Below are 16283 nucleotides of genomic sequence, written 5' to 3' on the forward strand. Positions count from 1 at the left end.
TGAAGCCGCCCCGGCCCGTCGGGCCGGGGGGCGGCGCGCATCAGGCGCCGGGCTTGCGGGATTGCGTGCCGAGGCCGATCTGCTTGGCGAGCGACGAACGATGCTTCGCATAGTTCGGGGCGACCATCGGGTATTCGGGCGGCAGGCCCCACTTGTCGCGATACTGATCGGGCGTCATGCCATAGGAGGTCTGCAAGTGGCGCTTCAGCATCTTGAGCTTCTTGCCGTCCTCGAGACAGATCAGGTAGTCCGGCGTGATGGATTTTTTCACCGGAACCGCGGGCATCTTCTTTTCCGCCTCAACCCGCGCCGGAACCGTGCCGAGCGATGCCAGCGTGCGGTGCACTTCGACGATCAGCGTCGGCAAATCATTCACCGAGACCGGGTTGTTCGAAACATGCGCAGATACGATTTCGGCGGTCAAACCCAAGAGATCGCCGCCGCTTGAGACATCGGACATGGTTTTTCTTTCCAGAATCAATCCCACAAGTGATTAGCGAGTTCTTCTGTCGCTTTGCAAGATGCTTTCGTAGCGTTTCCCGGCAAGAAGCCAGAAATCAGCAAGGATGAATCCCTTGGTCATCGACGTTACAGCCGACACCTGCCCCATGACCTTCGTTCGCACTCGGTTACAATTGGACAAACTACCGATCGGTGCAGTCCTCGACATTCTCTACAAGGGTGAGGAACCGCGTCAGAACCTCGCGCGCAGCCTCACCGAGCAGGGGCACGCGATCCTGGAGCAGGAGCATGGCGCGGACGGCCACGGGCGGCTGCGCGTGCGCAAGGGCGGCTGAAGCCGCCCCGCCGCTGGCCATGCGAAACGCGGACGGGCCTCAGCGGCCCGTCATGATGCGCTCGACCAGCTGCTTCACCGTCGGCACGAAGCCGTTGGAATAGAAGGGGTCGGAGCTGAAACGATAGGCGTTGTGCCCGGCGAACATCAGGTTGTTCTCCAGGCTGCCGTCATGCGCGATGTCTTGCAGCGTCTTCTGGATGCAGAAGCTGCGCGGATCGGCCTTCTTGCCCGTGCTGAAATCGGGCTCGACCTGCGTCCAGTTGCTGAAGCGGCAATGGCTGAGGCAGCCCATGCAGGCCACCTGGTCGGCCAGGATCTCCTGCGCGTTGGGCGGCGTCACGAAGATCAGCGTGGAATCCGGCGTGCGCATGGCTTCCGTGAAGCCGGCCTGGGTCCAAGCCTGGGCGCGGGCGCGGTCACCCGGCGTCAGCCAGACCAGGCGCTTGCGCGGGCCCACGCCGAATTCGGCCGTGTGCTCGCCGACCGGCTCGGAGGTATAGGCCACCTGGCGCTCGTTCCGGGCTTCCAGGTCCCGCAGGAAGTCGTTGCGGACGGCGGAGGAGTAGAAGCCGGTCGGCGAGAAGGGCTGCAGCAGCACGTCACCCGGCTGAAGCTGCGTCAGGCGCTGCTTCCAGGCCTCGCTGATCGGGCTTTCCTTGGTCAGCAGCGGGCGGGTGCCGAACTGGAAGGCGATGGGGCCAAGCTCGGGGTTGTCGATCCAATCGGACCATTCCTCGAGCCACCAGACGCCGCCCGCCATGATGATGGGCGTCTCGTCCAGGCCGAAGGCGCGCATCTGCTCCCGCAACTTGCGGACGCGCTCATAGGGCGCCTCGGGCTTCTTCGGATCCTCGCTGTTGGACAGGCCATTGTGGCCGCCGGCCAGCCAGGGATCCTCATAGACCACGCCGCCCAGCCATTCGCTGACCTTGGAGTAGCTGCGCTTCCAAAGCGCGCTGAAGGCCCGGGCGGAGGAGACGATGGGGTAGTAGTGGACGCCGAAATCCTTGGCGATCTCGGCCAGGCGATAGGGCATGCCGGCGCCGCAGGTCACGCCGTTGACGAGACCCTTGGCCCCTTCCAGCACGCCGCGGATCACACGTTCCGCGCCCCCCATCTCCCAGAGGATATTGGCATGGATGCGGGCATTCTTGCCGCCCACGTCCCGCGCCTCGCGCGCCTGGGCGATGCCGCCGGCGATGCCATAGGCCACCAGCTCCTCATGGCGGTCGCGCCGGGTCTTGCCGGAATAGACCTGCCGGATGGTTCGGCCCTCGCTGTCATAGCTGTCAGCGTTCACGGCGGAGAAGGTGCCGACGCCGCCGGCCGCCGCCCAGGCGCCCGCCGTCAGGCCATTGCTCACGGCGACGCCCTTGCCACCCTCGACGAGGGGGAGGACGTCCACGCCGCCCATGCGGATGCTGTTGATCGCCTTCACTGCTGCCGCCTCTGCCGTGCCGAATTCTTGAAATGTTAAGTTATGGCGAAACCGTCCGGCGCAAGAAAGCACCGGACGGTTTCCTTGTTCAAGTCACCTGGTGACCCCGGACTCAGTCGTCCCGGCTGCGGCGCGGGCCACGGTCACGGCCCTCGCGGCGGGGGCGGTCCTCGCCCTCACCTTCCGCACGAGGACGGCGCTCGCCCACCTGCTCGGTGATGTCCGCGCCCGTGGCCTGGTCCACCACGCGCATGGAGAGCTTCACCTTGCCGCGATCGTCGAAGCCGATGACCTTGACCTTCACCGCATCGCCTTCCTTGACCACGTCGGTCGTGCGGTTCACGCGCTCGTTGGCCAGCTCGCTGATGTGCACGAGGCCGTCCTTGGCGCCCAGGAAGTTCACGAAGGCGCCGAATTCGGCGGTCTTCACGACCTTGCCATTGTAGATCTGGCCGATCTCGGCCTCGGCCGTGATGCCCTTGATGCGGTCGATCGCGGCCTGGGTCGCCTCGGGGTTGCTGGACGCGATCTTGATCGTGCCGTCATCCTCGATGTCGATCTTCGTGCCGGTCTGCTCGACGATCTCGCGGATCACCTTGCCGCCGGTGCCGATCACGTCGCGGATCTTGTCCTTCGGCACCTGGATCACGGTGATGCGCGGCGCGGTGGCCGCCATCTCGCCGCGGGCGCCGGAGATCGCCTTGGCCATCTCGCCCAGGATGTGGAAGCGGCCATCCTTCGCCTGCTCCAGCGCGGTGCGCATGATGTCGAAGGTGATGGAGGTGATCTTGATGTCCATCTGGAGGGCGGTGATGCCCGCCTCCGTGCCGGCCACCTTGAAGTCCATGTCGCCGAGGTGATCCTCGTCGCCCAGGATGTCGGAGAGCACGGCGAAGCCGCGGTCTTCCTTGATCAGGCCCATCGCAATGCCGGCCACCGGGCGCAGCAGCGGGCAGCCCGCATCCATCAGCGAGAGCGAGGTGCCGCAGACCGTCGCCATGGAGGAGGAGCCGTTGGACTCCGTGATCTCGGACACCACGCGCATGGTGTAGGGGAACTTGTCCTTCTCCGGCAGCACCGGATGGATCGCGCGCCAGGCGAGCTTGCCATGGCCGATCTCGCGGCGGCCGGGCGAGCCCATGCGGCCCGTCTCGTTCACCGAGTAGGGGGGGAAGTTGTAGTGCAGCATGAAGTTCTCGCGGTACTCGCCCGCGAGCGCATCAATGATCTGCTCATCCTGACCGGTGCCGAGCGTGGCAACGCAGAGCGCCTGCGTCTCGCCGCGCGTGAACAGCGCGGAGCCATGGGCGCGCGGCAGCACGCCGACTTCGGCCAGGATCGGGCGGACCGTCTTGGTGTCGCGGCCGTCGATGCGCAGACCGGTGTCGAGGATGGCGTTGCGGACCACGTCCGCTTCCAGCTCCTTCATCAGGCCCTTGGCGGCGGCGACGTCGGCGCCCTCCGCTTCCAGCGCCGCGATGACGGCCTTCTTCGCCTCGCCCACGGCCTTCTGGCGCGCGAGCTTCTCGGTGATCTTGTAGGCCTCGGCCATCGGCGCGGTGCCGAGCTCGGCGATGCGGGCCTTCAGTGCGGCCGCGGCCGGATCCTCCAGCGCGACGTCCCAGGGCTCCTTCGCGGCCACCTCGGCCAGCGCGATGATGCCGTCGATGACGGGCTGGAAGCCCTCATGGCCGAACTTCACGGCGCCCAGCATGATGTCTTCCGAAAGCTCGGAGGCCTCGGACTCCACCATCAGCACGCCCTCGGCCGTGCCGGCGACGACCAGGTCGAGCTTGGAGAGCTTGCGCTGCGCGGCGGTCGGGTTCAGCACATAGGCGCCGTCGATGTAGCCGACGCGGGCGCCGCCCACCGGGCCGAAGAAGGGAATGCCCGAGAGCGTCAGCGCGGCCGAGCAGCCGACGAGGGCGACCATGTCGGGGTCGTTCTCCAGGTCATGGCTGAGGACGGTGGCGATGACCTGCACCTCGTTGCGGAAGCCCTCGGGGAAGAGCGGGCGGATCGGGCGGTCGATCAGGCGGGAGATCAGGGTCTCCGCCTCGGAGGGGCGGCCTTCGCGCTTGAAGAAGCCACCCGGGATCTTGCCGGCCGCAAAGGCCTTCTCCTGGTAATTCACCGTGAGCGGGAAGAAATCCTGGCCCGGCTTCACGCTGCGGCTGCCCACCACGGTGCAGAGCACGATGGTGTCACCCAGGCGGGCCATCACCGCGCCATCGGCCTGGCGGGCGATCTTGCCCGTCTCCAGGGTGAGGATCTGCCCACCCCAGGAAATATCCTTGCGGAAGTAGTTGTCGAACATGCGTCGTCCTTCTGCCCCCAGACCGGGGGCGTCCTTCTTGCCCCGCACAAGGGCGGGGGCTGTGATTTGCGACGCGGCAGGAAGGCAGTCCAACCACCGGGGCACCCTTGGGAAGGGAGGCTTCCGGCGTCTCGGGCGACATGGAGGCCGGGGATCTTCACCCCGCGGCGGTGCCATGTGGCCGGAAACGCCGCCAGACCCATCATCCGTTCAGGAGGGCTCGGAGGCTCTGACAACCCGCCGCAGGCGCAAGCGGTTTGAACCGCCCTGGGCCATGCCCGGGGCGGTTCCCGGCGTTATGGACCGGAAATCGCCCGGGCGCCAGCGCGATTTGCGCGCGGCGGCCGGGCAGGTTTCGCTTGGCCGATGCCCGGCCCTGGCCAATGATGGGGTCCCAACCGAAGGAGCGGCTTCCTGGTGCGACGGTTCATCCCCCTTCTCCCCCTCGGCCTCTGCCTTGGCCTCGCCGCCCTGGCTCAACCCGCCTCGGCCCAGGCCTGGCCCGACCGGCCGCTGCGCCTGCTCGTGCCCTTCGCGCCCGGCGGCGTGACCGACAGCGTGGGCCGGCTGAGCGCCGAGGCGCTCGGGGCCAGGCTCGGCCAATCGGTCGTGGTGGAGAACCGCACCGGCGCGGGCGGCGCCATCGCGGTGGAGGCGGTGGCCCGCAGCCGGCCGGATGGCTACACCCTGCTGACCGCCAGCGCCTCGCAGATGGTGATGCTGCCGGCGCTGACACGGGTGCCCTATGACGCGGCGCGGGATTTCGCGCCCATCTCGATCATCGGCGCCAATCCGCAGGTTCTGGCCGTCTCGGCGCGGATCGGGGTGAACAGCCTGCCGGAATTCATCGCCTATCTGCGCGCCAATCCGGGGCGGGTGAATTATTCCAGCGGGGGCAACGGCTCCTCCAACCACCTGGCCATGGCACTGCTGCTGCACCGCGCGGGCGTGGCCGCCGAGCATGTCCCGTATCGCGGCGGCGCGCCCGCCATGCAGGCGCTGCTGGCGGGCGATGTCGGGGCCTATTTCGGCAACCCCTCCGACATCATCCCGCACCAGGGCACCGGGGCGATCCGCGTGCTGGCGGTGGCGGGGGCGGAGCGCATGGCGGCACTGCCGGGCGTGCCGACCGTGGCCGAGCAGGGCTTCCCCGGCTTCCGCGCCGAGACCTGGAACGGCATCGCCGCACCGGCCGGCACGCCGGAGCCGGCGATCGCCCGCATGGCGCAGATCCTGGGCGCGGCCTGCGGCGAGGCCGCCTTCCGCGCGGCGCTGGAGCGGATGGGCACGGTGCCGGTCTGCTCCACCCCTGCGGAATTCCGCGCCGCGATGGAGCGCGACGGGCCGCAATGGGCGGAGCTGGTCCGGGTGGCGGGGCTGAAGCTGGAGTAGGTGTCGGCCGGCGCCTACATTCCCAACGCGCGGCGGTAGAGGTCGAGCAGCGTCTCCTGCTCCTCCACCTCGGCCGGTTCCTGCTTGCGCAGGCGGATGATCTGGCGGACGACCTTCACGTCGAATCCGGCGGATTTCGCCTCGGCGTAGATGTCCTTGATGTCGTCGGCCAGCGCCTTGCGCTCTTCCTCGAGGCGCTCGATGCGCTCGACGATGGAGCGCAGCCGGTCGGCCGCGATGCCGCCCGTATCGGGCTCGGCGGCCTGGCGGGCGCGGCTGGCCCCCGCCTTTGCCTTGTCGTCTTCGGTGTCTGACATGGTGTCTCTCGCAAGCGGGATAGGGGCCGCGTGGTAGCGCCTCTACCCGTGCTTGGCCATGGCCGCCCCGAAGGCCGCCTTCTGCTCGGCCGTCGCTTCCTTCTGGTTCGCTGCCTGCCAGGCCTTGTAGTCCATGCCGTAGATGATCTCGCGTGCCGCCGGGGTCTCCAGCACCGTGCCCGCATCGGCCGCGGCCTCCTGGTACCAGCGGCTCACGCAGTTCCGGCAAAAGCCGGTGAGGTTCATCATGTCGATGTTCTGCACGTCCGACCGCTCGCGCAGATGGGCGACCAGCTTGCGGAAGGCGGCGGCCTCGATCCGGTCGCGCGTGGCGGCGTCGGCATCGAGCTTGAGTTCGGCTTCGGGCTGCGGGATCGGCATGGCGGGGCTCCTTCGTTCGATCCTAGATGCGCCCGCGCCTGGATCCCTTCAAGCCGCCTCAGTCGGGCCGGATGTTGCCGTCGCGGATGACGCGCGCCCAGCGGGCACGGTCCTCGGCGATGCGGGCCTGGAAGGCGGCCGGCGTCATCGCCAGCGGGTCCGAGCCCTGGGCCGACATGCGCTCCTTCAGCGAGGGCTTTTCCAGCAGCGCATTCACCTCGCGGTTCATGCGGGTGACCAGCGCCTCTGGCGTGCCGGCGGGCGCGGCCATGCCGTACCAGCCCACCGCCTCGTAGCCGGGCACGCCCGACTCGGCGACGGTCGGCACATCGGGCAGGGCGGGGTGGCGCTGCGCCGTGGTGACACCGACCGCGCGCACCCGCCCCTCGCGGATATGCGGGAGCGCCAGCGGCAGCGTGTCGCACAGGATCTGCACGCGGCCGGCGATGGTGTCGGTCAGCGCCGGCCCGCCGCCGCGATAGGGCACGTGCTGGATGTCGAGGCCCGCCATCTGCTTCAGCATCTCGCCGAACAGGTGCTGCGCCGTGCCATTGCCGCCCGAGGCGTAAGAGAGCTGGCCCGGCCGGGCGCGGGCCAGCGCGATCAGCTCGGCCATGTTGTTGGCCGGCACGGCCGGGTTCACCACGAAGATCGAGGGCACGATCGAAACCATCGCCACGGGAGCCAGGTCCCGCGCCGGGTCAAAGTTCAGCCGCACCAGCTCGGGCGTGATGGCGAAGGGGCCGGTGCTGGCCAGGAGCCAAGTGTAGCCATCGGGCGTGGCGCGGGCCACGAACTCGCTGCCCACGGCGCCGCCCACGCCGGTGCGGTTCTCCACCACCACGCTCTGGCGCAGCACGCCGGTCAGCTCCTCCGCCATGATGCGGGCGGTGAGGTCGGCGGCACCGCCCGGCGGGAAGGGCGAGACGAGGCGGATCGGCCGGTTCGGCCAGTCGGCGACCTGGGCGCGCGCGGAGAGAGACGGGGCCGTGAGGGGCAGGGCGGCGGCGGCAAGGGCAAGGTGGCGGCGGCGGATCATGGCGTTCTCTCCCGGCTTCGCGCTGGCGGCGGCGCCACCTATCCTGAGACCGGCCGCGACGGGCGGTCAATCAGCGAGGCGCCGCATGACCGAGAGACCCCCCACGGAGAGACCCGCCATGGAGAGACCCGCCATGGAGAGACCCTGGGATCACTTCCTCACCGAGCAGGACCGCGCCGTGCTGGCCAAGGGGCGCTTCGGCCGCCGCATGGGATTCGGCCGCCGCCCCGCCGTGCTGGTCATCGATGCCCAGCGCTACATGGTCGGCGCGGAGGGGCAGGATCATCTCTTTCCGTCGAGCTGCGGCGCCATCGGCCGCGCGGCGCTGGCCGCTGCCGCCACCATCGTGCGCGCCGCCCAGGCGGCGGGCGTGCCCTGCGTCTTCACCCGCTTCGCGCTCGACCCCTCGGGCGCGGATATCGGCGTCTATGGCCGCAAGCGCGACCTGCTGGAGAGCCCCAACTGGTGCCTCGAGGGCACGCATGGCGCGGAACTGGCCGAGGGCATGGCGCCCGGACCGAACGACCTGGTGCTCGTCAAGAAGAAGCCCAGCGCCTTCCACGGCACGCCCGTGCTCGGCCACCTGCTGGATCGCGGCGTGGACAGCGTGATCGTGCTGGGCGGCGCCACCAGCAACTGCGTGCAGGCGACGGTCTTCGACGCCTCCTCCTTCAACCTGCGCGTCTGCGTGCCGCAGGAGGCGGTGTTCGACCGCATCCCCATCAGCCACGCCATCGCCCTCTTCGACATGGACCGCCAATTCGCCGATGTGGTGCCGATGGCCGAGGTGCTGGACTTCCTGGGCGGATTGCGCGACGGCGGCGCGCGATAGACATTCGCCCGACAAGAACGGATCGAGGATACCTCCATGCGGCACCTGCTCCTGCTCTCCCTGGTCCTGGCCCCGCTCGGCGCCGCGGCGCAGAACCGCCCGGCGGCCACGCCCGCGCCCGACACCACGGGAGTGCCGAGCTGCAACGAGCAGGTGCGCGACTGGCGCGCCTGCATCGCCGCCTCGAACAAGTCCACGCCCGAGAAGAACACGGCCTATGCCGAGGTGAACCGCTTCATCAATGATGTGCGGAACGCCACGGGCCAGAACCGTGCCGGCCTCGCGCGCGCCTGCGGGCCGGCCAGCGCCGGCTATCGCCGCATGCTCGCGGAAGGCGCCTGCGCCCGGGGCCAGACCGGGCTCTATGACGACCTGCGGCAGTCCAGCACGCCGGCGCCCGCCCTCCGGCGGTGAGGAGTTCTTCCAACCTTCAGGCGGCGGGCGCGGCCTCGGCCGTTCGGACCGCGATGGGCCTCCCCGGCGCCATGCGCGCCCTCACACGGCGCTGACCTTCACCTTCTTGCCCTCATCCGCCGCGCGCCAGAGATACCAGGCGGCGATGCTGCGCCAGGGCGCCCAGGCCTCACCGATCGCGGCGAGTTCCTTCGGCTTGGGCTGCGCCTCCAGCCCGTTCAGCAGCTTCCACCCCTCGCGCACACCGAAATCATCCACCGGCAGGATGTCGGGGCGCCCGAGGGTGAAGATCAGCAGCATCTCCACCGTCCAGCGACCGACGCCGCGGATGGCGACCAGCCGCTCGATCAACTCGGCGTCGCTGAGACTGCCCGCCTCCTCCAGCGTGGGGACGAGCCCCTCACGCGCCTTGGCCGCGATGTCCTGGATGGCGAGCACCTTGGAGCCGGAGAAGCCGCAGCCGCGCAGCGCCTCCGGCGGCAGGGCGAGCACGAAATCGGCGTTGGGGAATTCCTCGCCCTCATGCAGCGCGCGGAAGCGGTTCAGCATCGCCTCCGCCGCGCGGCCATGCACCTGCTGGTGCGCGATGGCGCGGACCAGCGCCTCATAGGGCTCGCGCTGAAGCGGCACGAGGGTGCAGGGGCCGATGCGCTTCACCAGCGGCTTCAGGATGGGGTCCCGTGCCAGCTTGCGTTCGGCCTTGGCCCAGCCGGATTTCATCTCTTCGGACATGGCGCTACCTCATGAGAATCAGCGCCAGCGTGCCGCAGAGCAGCACCAGCGCGATGGATGGCAGCATCAGCCGCCAGACTTGAACCGGCCGCGTGCCATCGGCGAGCAGGGCGCAGAGCATGGCGGTGCCGGCGATGCTCATGCCCGCGCCGGCTGCGCCCGCGAAATTGTGCAGGGCAGGCGCCAGCAGCACGGGCAGCCCCAGCACCTGGCCAAGCGCGGCCTGCACCGGCATCAGCGCGGCATTGGCGCCGACATTGCTGCCGGTGATGAAGCCCGAGGCGAAGCCGAGCGGCACCATGGCATAGGCGGCGAGATCCCCCTTCCCCGCGGTCAGCGCCGTCGCCAGCGCGAGTGCGACGCCGCTGCCCGCCAGCCAGCGGCCGAGCGTGACATAGAGCAGCATGGCCAGCGCCGGCTTCTGCGCCCGCTTCAGCGCCGCCCCGGCCCGCGCCCAGGCATCGCCCCGCGCCAGCAGCAGCCCGGCCGAGACCAGCCAGAGCACGACGGCCACATGCGTCATCGGGAAGGCGGGGAGTTCCGCGAAGGGGCGCAGGGCCGGCGGGTCCGGCACCAGGCGCGCGCCGAGAAGCGCGATCGTCAGCAGCAGATAGGGCCAGCTCATCCCGAAGGCCGCCTTCAGGTCGCGCGGCGGATCGGCCCGCCAGAGCGCCCAGATGGTGACGAGGCCCGAGGCGACGACGCCGATCACCTCGAAGGGCAGGATGGGGTGCAGCGCCACCAGCAGCACGCCCAGCACGGCCAGCATCAGCGCCTGCATCGCCTTCTCGCGCCCGCTCACCGTGACGCCGGCGCGGGCCTGCAGCCACCACATCACGGGCGTGAGCGCGAAGATCCAGGCGGCATTGGGCCAGGCGGTCAGCGCCACGGCATCCTGGGCGGGCACGCCCGCCAGCACGGCGCCCAGCGCGGTGCCGGGGCCGAGCCCGCCCCAGGGCACCATCACCAGCGCCTGGAGCGAGAGTGCCACGGCGACCGCCCCGCCAATGCCCATGGCGCGCAGCGCGGCCAGCGCGAAGACGGCGCCGACGGCGAAGCCCGTGACCGATTCCAGGAAGCAGCCCATGGGCAGGGTGACGGCGAAGATGCGCGCCGCATTGGCCTGCCGCGCCGCGCCATCGGCCGATTGCTGGACCGCCGCGTGGAAGAGCAGCCCGCCCGCCACCACCGCCATGGGCTGCAGCGCGAGGAAGGCAGCGCGCAGCGTGGCATCGCCGAGGAAACCCAAGAGGTTCGCGCCCTCGGGCAGGCTCACCGCGATGGCGGGCACGGCGAGAGCCAGCGCCACGCCGCAGGCGGCGAGCGGGCCCATGCGCCCGGTGGCGAGCAGGAGCAGCAGCGCCAGGAGCGGCGCGGCCTGGAGAAGCAGCGTCACCGCCGGCGCGCCTCGCTGATGGTGATGATCACGGCGCCGCTCAGGATGACCAGCGCGCCGAGCCAGGTCCAGCCATCCGGCACCTCGCCGAAGAGCACCCAGCCGAAGGCCGCGATGACGACGAGGCGCAGGTATTGGAAGGGCGCGACGGCGCTCGCCTCGCCCGCGCGCAGCGCCTCGGTCACCAGCCAGATGATGCCGGGCGTGACCAGGCCGAAGACAGCGAGGATCAGCACGTCCACCATCCCGATCGGCGCCCAGAAGGCGATGGCGAAGGGCGCGACGCAGGCGCTGGTGATGATGCCGACCCAGGCCAGCACCGTCTGCGTGCTCTCGGTGCGGGAGAGGCTGCGCGAGGTCAGCGTGATGCCGCACCAGGAAAGGGCCGCGGCCAATGCGACCAGCGCGCCGAGCAGCGGGATGTCGGTGCCGGGCCGCAGCATGACGGCGATGCCGATGAAGCCCAGCACCGTGCCCGCCCAGCGCGCCGCATCCACACGTTCGCCCAGCACGGGCTTCGCCAGCAGGGTGGTGAACATGACGTTGGTGAAGGAGAGGACGGTGGCGGTGGTGAGGTCCAGGAAGGCGAAGGAGAGGAAGTAGAACCCCCAGGTGGCCGCCGAGCAGCCGCCGCGCAGCAGGTGCATCCCCGGCCGCGTGGTGCGGAACACGGCCAGGCCACCAGCGAGGATCAGCGGCAACACCCAGATGAGCTGGCCGATGGAGCGCGCGAAGAGCTGGGTGGTGACTGGGATGCCGCGGTCGCTCATCCAGCGGATGAACAGCGCCTCAATGGCGAAGAGCACGCCGCCGAGCGACATGAGGATCGCACCCCTGAGATTGCCGGGCAGGGCCGCGAAACGGGTTCTCATGCTGGGATGGTGCGGCGGTCCCGCTTGCGAGGCAACGCCCATGGGCGCATTTTCGGGGCAAAGAGGGAGACCAGGGATGACGGCCTACGATGCCGCTGTGGCGCAATGGCGCAATGACCCCGAGGGATATTGGCTGAAAGCCGCCGCGGGCCTGGCCTGGAGTCGGCCGCCGAGCCGTGCGCTGGACGCATCCCAGGGCCTCTTCGGCCGCTGGTTCGCCGATGGGGTGCTGAACACCTGCCACAACGCGCTGGACCGCCATGTGGAGGCCGGGCGCGGCGCGCAGACCGCCATCCTCTACGACAGCCCGATCACCGGGGCGCAGCTGAAGATCTCCTACGCCGAGATGCGTGACCGCACGGCGCGGCTGGCCGGCGCGCTGGCGGCACGCGGCGTCACCAAGGGCGACCGCGTGATCATCTACATGCCGATGGTGCCGGAAGCGGCCATCGCGATGCTGGCCTGTGCCCGTCTGGGCGCGATCCATTCGGTGGTGTTCGGCGGCTTCGCGGCGGCGGAGCTGGCGGCGCGCATCACGGACGCCACGCCCAAGGCCGTCATCACCGCAAGCTGCGGGCTCGAGCCGGGGCGCGTCATCGCCTACAAGCCGCTGCTGGATGCCGCCATCGGCATGTCAGCGCACAAGCCCGATTTCTGCCTCGTGCTGCAACGTCCGCAGGCAGAAGCCGCAATGACCGCCGGGCGCGATTTCGACTATGCGGCGGAGGAAGCCGCGGGCGCGCCACACGCTTGCGTGGATGTGGCGGCGACCGATCCGCTCTACATCCTCTACACCAGCGGCACGACGGGAAAGCCCAAGGGCATCGTGCGCGACAATGGCGGGCATGCGGTCGCACTCCACCACTCCATGTCCATGATCTACGGCATGACGGCGGGGGACGTGTATTGGGCGGCCAGCGATGTCGGCTGGGTCGTCGGCCATTCCTACATCGTCTACGCGCCGCTCCTGGCGGGCTGCACCTCGATCCTGTTCGAGGGCAAGCCGGTGGGCACGCCCGATGCGGGCACCTTCTGGCGTGTCTGTGCGGAACATGGCGTGAAGCTGCTCTTCACCGCACCCACCGCCATCCGCGCCATCCGCAAGGAGGATCCCGAGGCCGCGCTGATGCGGAAGCATGACCTCTCCAAGCTGGAGGCGCTCTATCTGGCGGGCGAGCGCTGCGATCCGCCGACCGCGCTTTGGGCGGCGGAGCAACTCGGCATCCCCGTGGTGGATCATTGGTGGCAGACCGAAACGGGCTGGCCGATCACGGCGGGCTTCCGCGGCTTCGGCCTGTTCGAGCCGCGCCCGGGTTCCGGCGGCAAGCCCACGCCGGGCTTCGACGTGCGCGCGCTGGATTCCGAAGGGAATGAGGTGCCGCGCGGCGAGAACGGCGCGCTGGTGGTGAAGCTGCCGCTGCCACCTGGCTGCGCGCCCACGCTGTGGAATGCGGAGCAGCGCTACCGCGAGGCCTATCTCTCCACCTTCCCCGGCTTCTACGACAGTTCCGACGCCGGGATGGTGGATGCGGAAGGCTTCGTCTGGGTGATGGGCCGCACGGATGACATCATCAATGTCGCCGGTCATCGTCTTTCCACGGGTGCGATGGAGGAGGTGCTGGCCGCGCACCCCGATGTGGCGGAATGCGCCGTGGTGGGCATCGCCGATGCGCTGAAGGGCCAGGCACCGCTCGGCCTCGTCGTGCTCAAGGCGGGTGCCGCGCGCGATGCGGATGAGGTGGCGAAGGAGCTGGTGAAGCTGGTGCGGGACCGCATCGGCCCCGTCGCCGCGTTCAAGGAGGCCCGCGTGGTGCAGCGCCTGCCCAAGACTCGCTCGGGCAAGATCCTGCGCGCCACCATTCGCAAGATCGCCGATGGCGAGACCTACGCCGTGCCGCCCACGATTGATGATCCGCTCATTCTCGACGAGATCGCGGGAGTGCTCGGCCGATGATCGTCACCGAACGCCACAACAACGGCGTGGCGTTGATCACGCTGGACCGGCCGGCGGCGCGCAACGCGCTGAGCTTCGCGCTGCTGGAAGCGCTGCGCGAGGCGCTGCACGCCGCCGAGGATGCGCGCTGCGTGGTGCTGGCGGCGAACGGGCCCGCTTTCTCCGCCGGGCATGACCTGCGCGAACTCACGGCCGCGCGCGCCGAGGCCGATGGCGGGCGCGCCTTCTACGCCCGCACCATGGCGCTGTGCAGCCAGGTGATGCAGCGGGTGGTGAACCACCCCGTCCCCGTGATTGCCGCCGTCGAGGGCATCGCCACCGCGGCGGGCTGCCAGCTCGTGGCGAGCTGCGACCTCGCCGTCGCCACGCCCCAGAGCCGCTTCTGCACGCCGGGCGTGGACATTGCGCTCTTCTGCTCCACGCCCGCCGTGGCCGTGGCCCGTGCCATCCCGCGCAAGGCGGCGATGGAGATGCTGCTGACCGGCCGCTGGGTGCATGCCGAAGAGGCGCGCGCGCTGGGTCTCATCAACCGCATCGCCGAGGATGCGCGGGCCGAGGCACTCACGCTCGCTGGTAGCATCGCCGCGCGCTCGGCCGTGACGGTGCGGATGGGCAAGCGCGGCTTCAACGCCCAATGCGGATTGCCGTTGGCAGAAGCCTATGACGCGGCGAGCGCGGTGATGGTCGAGAACATGATGGCGGCCGACGCGGAGGAGGGCATCGGGGCCTTCCTCGGCAAGCGCGCGCCGGTTTGGCAGGACAGGTAAGAACATGGCCGCTTCCGACTACGATGCGCTTCCCCGCGTCGCCGCCAACCACCAGCCGCTGACGCCGCTGCTGTTCCTGGAACGCACGGCCGAGGTGTTTCCCGGCCATGTCGCGGTGATCCATGGCGCGCTGCGCCGCTCCTATGCCGAGCTGCGGATGCGCTGCGTGAAGCTGGCGCATGCGCTGCACAAGCGCGGCCTCGGGCGCGGCGATACGGTGGCGGCGCTGCTGCCCAACACGCCCGCGATGCTGGAATGCCATTACGGCGTGCCCATGGCCGGCTGTGTGCTGAACACCATCAACACGCGCCTCGATGCCGCGACGATCGCCTATATCCTCGACCACGGCGAGGCGAAGATCCTCATCGTGGATCGCGAATTCATCCCCGTGCTGCGCGCGGCGCTGGTGCAGTGCGCGAACAAGCCCACCATCATCGAGGTGAATGACAGTGAAGCCCCCTCCGAGGACACGATCGGCGGGCAGGACTATGAGGCGCTGCTCAGCGAAGGCAGCGAGGAATTCGCCTGGCCGCTGCCGCGCGACGAATGGGATGCCATCGCGCTGAACTACACCTCCGGCACCACGGGCAAGCCGAAGGGCGTGGTCTACCACCACCGCGGCGCGCAGCTTCTCGCCATCGGCAATGTGCTCTCGGCGGGGATGGGGCGGCATCCGGTCTATCTCTGGACGCTGCCCATGTTCCACTGCAACGGCTGGTGCTTCCCCTGGACGATCACGGCGATGGCGGGCACGCATGTCTGCCTGCGCGCGGTGCGCGGTCCCATCATGTGGTCGCTCATCGCGGAGCATGGCGTGACCCATATGTGCGGCGCGCCCATCGTGATGGGCACGCTGCTGGCAACACCCGAGGCCGAGAAGCGCGCTTTGCCCGGCTCCGTCACCTTCGTCGTCGCCGGTGCGCCACCGCCCGAAGCCGTGCTGGCCGCGATGCGCGCGGCGGGATTCGCGGTGCTGCATGTCTATGGCCTGACAGAGGTCTATGGCCCCGCCGTCACCAATGAATGGCATGCGGAGTGGGACAATGCGCCGGCGGCGGAGCAGGCGAAGCTCATGGCGCGGCAGGGCGTGCGCTATGTGCCGCTGGAAGGGCTCGACGTGATGGACCCGGCCACCATGCAGCCCGTCGCCGCCGATGGCGTCGCGATGGGCGAGGTCATGTTCCGCGGCAATGTCGTGATGAAGGGCTATCTGAAGGACAAGGCGGCGACCGACGCCGCCTTCGCCGGCGGCTGGTTCCACTCGGGCGACCTCGCGGTGAAATACCCGGATGGCTACATCCAGCTGCGCGACCGCTCGAAGGACATCATCATCTCGGGCGGCGAGAACATCTCCTCCATCGAGGTGGAGGACGCCTTGTACAAGCATCCGGCGGTCGCTTTGGCAGCCGTGGTCGCGCAGCCGGACGAGAAATGGGGCGAGGTGCCCTGCGCCTTCGTCGAGTTGCGGGCGGGGATGAGCGCGACCGAGGCCGAGATCATCGCGCATTGCCGCACCATCCTGGCCGGGTTCAAGGCGCCCAAGCGCATCCTCTTCCAGGAGCTGCCCAAGACCAGCACGGGCAAGATCCAGAAGCATGTGCTGCGCAGCGGGATTCGGGCCTGACGAATTCCC

16 protein-coding genes are annotated in these 16283 nt (G+C 69.5%); 7 read left to right on the plus strand and 9 right to left on the minus strand.

Translation table 11 applies throughout. From position 1 onward, the window contains the following. Window positions 1-40 precede the first annotated feature (40 nt). Complete coding sequence (locus tag R9Z33_RS00255; protein WP_318649286.1) at window positions 41-460, minus strand: MucR family transcriptional regulator; 420 nt, start codon at window positions 458-460, stop codon at window positions 41-43. Between the two features lie 106 nt (window positions 461-566). On the opposite strand from R9Z33_RS00255, the gene R9Z33_RS00260 reads away from it, so the two are divergent. Next, window positions 567-797, plus strand: coding sequence for a sulfurtransferase TusA family protein (locus R9Z33_RS00260; protein ID WP_318649287.1), 231 nt, complete (start codon window positions 567-569; stop codon window positions 795-797). 39 nt (window positions 798-836) lie between these two features. On the opposite strand, the gene R9Z33_RS00265 is transcribed toward R9Z33_RS00260, so the two are convergent. Further along, window positions 837-2237 carry an NAD(P)H-dependent flavin oxidoreductase gene (locus R9Z33_RS00265; protein WP_318649288.1) on the minus strand — a complete coding sequence of 467 codons (1401 nt, stop codon included), beginning with the start codon at window positions 2235-2237 and terminating at the stop codon, window positions 837-839. Between the two features lie 112 nt (window positions 2238-2349). Continuing rightward, on the minus strand, window positions 2350-4554 hold the full coding sequence (gene pnp / locus R9Z33_RS00270; protein WP_318649289.1) for a polyribonucleotide nucleotidyltransferase: 2205 nt from the start codon (window positions 4552-4554) through the stop codon (window positions 2350-2352). 417 nt (window positions 4555-4971) lie between these two features. Between pnp and R9Z33_RS00275 the strand changes: the two genes are divergently transcribed. Next, window positions 4972-5946, plus strand: coding sequence for a Bug family tripartite tricarboxylate transporter substrate binding protein (locus tag R9Z33_RS00275; protein WP_318649290.1), 975 nt, complete (start codon window positions 4972-4974; stop codon window positions 5944-5946). A gap of 14 nt (window positions 5947-5960) precedes the next feature. Here R9Z33_RS00275 and R9Z33_RS00280 read toward each other — a convergent pair whose 3' ends face one another. Genes R9Z33_RS00280 through R9Z33_RS00290 form a run of 3 tightly spaced genes read right to left on the minus strand, consistent with a single transcriptional unit; the run spans window position 5961 to window position 7683 of the window. Then, entirely contained in the window at window positions 5961-6263 is a 303-nt protein-coding gene (locus R9Z33_RS00280; protein ID WP_318649291.1) for a DUF2312 domain-containing protein, read from the minus strand. Window positions 6264-6305: 42 nt separating this feature from the next. Next, window positions 6306-6644, minus strand: a complete 339-nt coding sequence (locus tag R9Z33_RS00285; RefSeq protein WP_318649292.1) for a DUF1244 domain-containing protein — start codon at window positions 6642-6644, stop codon at window positions 6306-6308. A gap of 58 nt (window positions 6645-6702) precedes the next feature. After that, window positions 6703-7683 (minus strand): Bug family tripartite tricarboxylate transporter substrate binding protein, encoded by a 981-nt coding sequence (locus R9Z33_RS00290; protein ID WP_318649293.1) that lies wholly within the window; start codon window positions 7681-7683, stop codon window positions 6703-6705. Window positions 7684-7816: 133 nt separating this feature from the next. On the opposite strand from R9Z33_RS00290, the gene R9Z33_RS00295 reads away from it, so the two are divergent. Together R9Z33_RS00295 and R9Z33_RS00300 are read left to right on the plus strand one after the other, a co-directional pair. Continuing rightward, on the plus strand, window positions 7817-8515 hold the full coding sequence (locus R9Z33_RS00295; RefSeq protein WP_318649294.1) for an isochorismatase family protein: 699 nt from the start codon (window positions 7817-7819) through the stop codon (window positions 8513-8515). A gap of 36 nt (window positions 8516-8551) precedes the next feature. Beyond that, window positions 8552-8929, plus strand: a complete 378-nt coding sequence (locus R9Z33_RS00300; RefSeq protein WP_318649295.1) for a hypothetical protein — start codon at window positions 8552-8554, stop codon at window positions 8927-8929. An 81-nt stretch (window positions 8930-9010) separates the two neighbouring features. Here R9Z33_RS00300 and R9Z33_RS00305 read toward each other — a convergent pair whose 3' ends face one another. The 3 genes from R9Z33_RS00305 to R9Z33_RS00315 are packed head-to-tail and all read right to left on the minus strand — an operon-like array spanning window position 9011 to window position 11929. Further along, window positions 9011-9661: a DNA-3-methyladenine glycosylase family protein gene (locus tag R9Z33_RS00305; RefSeq protein WP_318649296.1), complete on the minus strand. Its 651-nt coding sequence runs from the start codon at window positions 9659-9661 to the stop codon at window positions 9011-9013. A gap of 4 nt (window positions 9662-9665) precedes the next feature. Further along, window positions 9666-11057 (minus strand): L-lactate permease, encoded by a 1392-nt coding sequence (locus R9Z33_RS00310; protein ID WP_318649297.1) that lies wholly within the window; start codon window positions 11055-11057, stop codon window positions 9666-9668. Further along, complete coding sequence (locus R9Z33_RS00315; protein WP_318649298.1) at window positions 11054-11929, minus strand: DMT family transporter; 876 nt, start codon at window positions 11927-11929, stop codon at window positions 11054-11056. The genes R9Z33_RS00310 and R9Z33_RS00315 overlap by 4 nt, the downstream gene beginning before the upstream one ends. Window positions 11930-12005: 76 nt before the next feature. Between R9Z33_RS00315 and R9Z33_RS00320 the strand changes: the two genes are divergently transcribed. From R9Z33_RS00320 to R9Z33_RS00330, 3 genes are read left to right on the plus strand one after another with little or no spacing between them, the layout of a single operon-like run. Then, entirely contained in the window at window positions 12006-13883 is a 1878-nt protein-coding gene (locus R9Z33_RS00320) for a propionyl-CoA synthetase (RefSeq protein ID WP_318649299.1), read from the plus strand. Next, window positions 13880-14650, plus strand: a complete 771-nt coding sequence (locus R9Z33_RS00325; protein WP_318649300.1) for an enoyl-CoA hydratase — start codon at window positions 13880-13882, stop codon at window positions 14648-14650. The genes R9Z33_RS00320 and R9Z33_RS00325 overlap by 4 nt, the downstream gene beginning before the upstream one ends. Before the next feature lie 4 nt (window positions 14651-14654). Further along, window positions 14655-16274: an acyl-CoA synthetase gene (locus tag R9Z33_RS00330; protein WP_318649301.1), complete on the plus strand. Its 1620-nt coding sequence runs from the start codon at window positions 14655-14657 to the stop codon at window positions 16272-16274. Window positions 16275-16283: the final 9 nt, after the last annotated feature.

The organism is Sediminicoccus rosea, assembly GCF_033547095.1.
Lineage (GTDB): Bacteria > Pseudomonadota > Alphaproteobacteria > Acetobacterales > Acetobacteraceae > Roseococcus > Roseococcus rosea.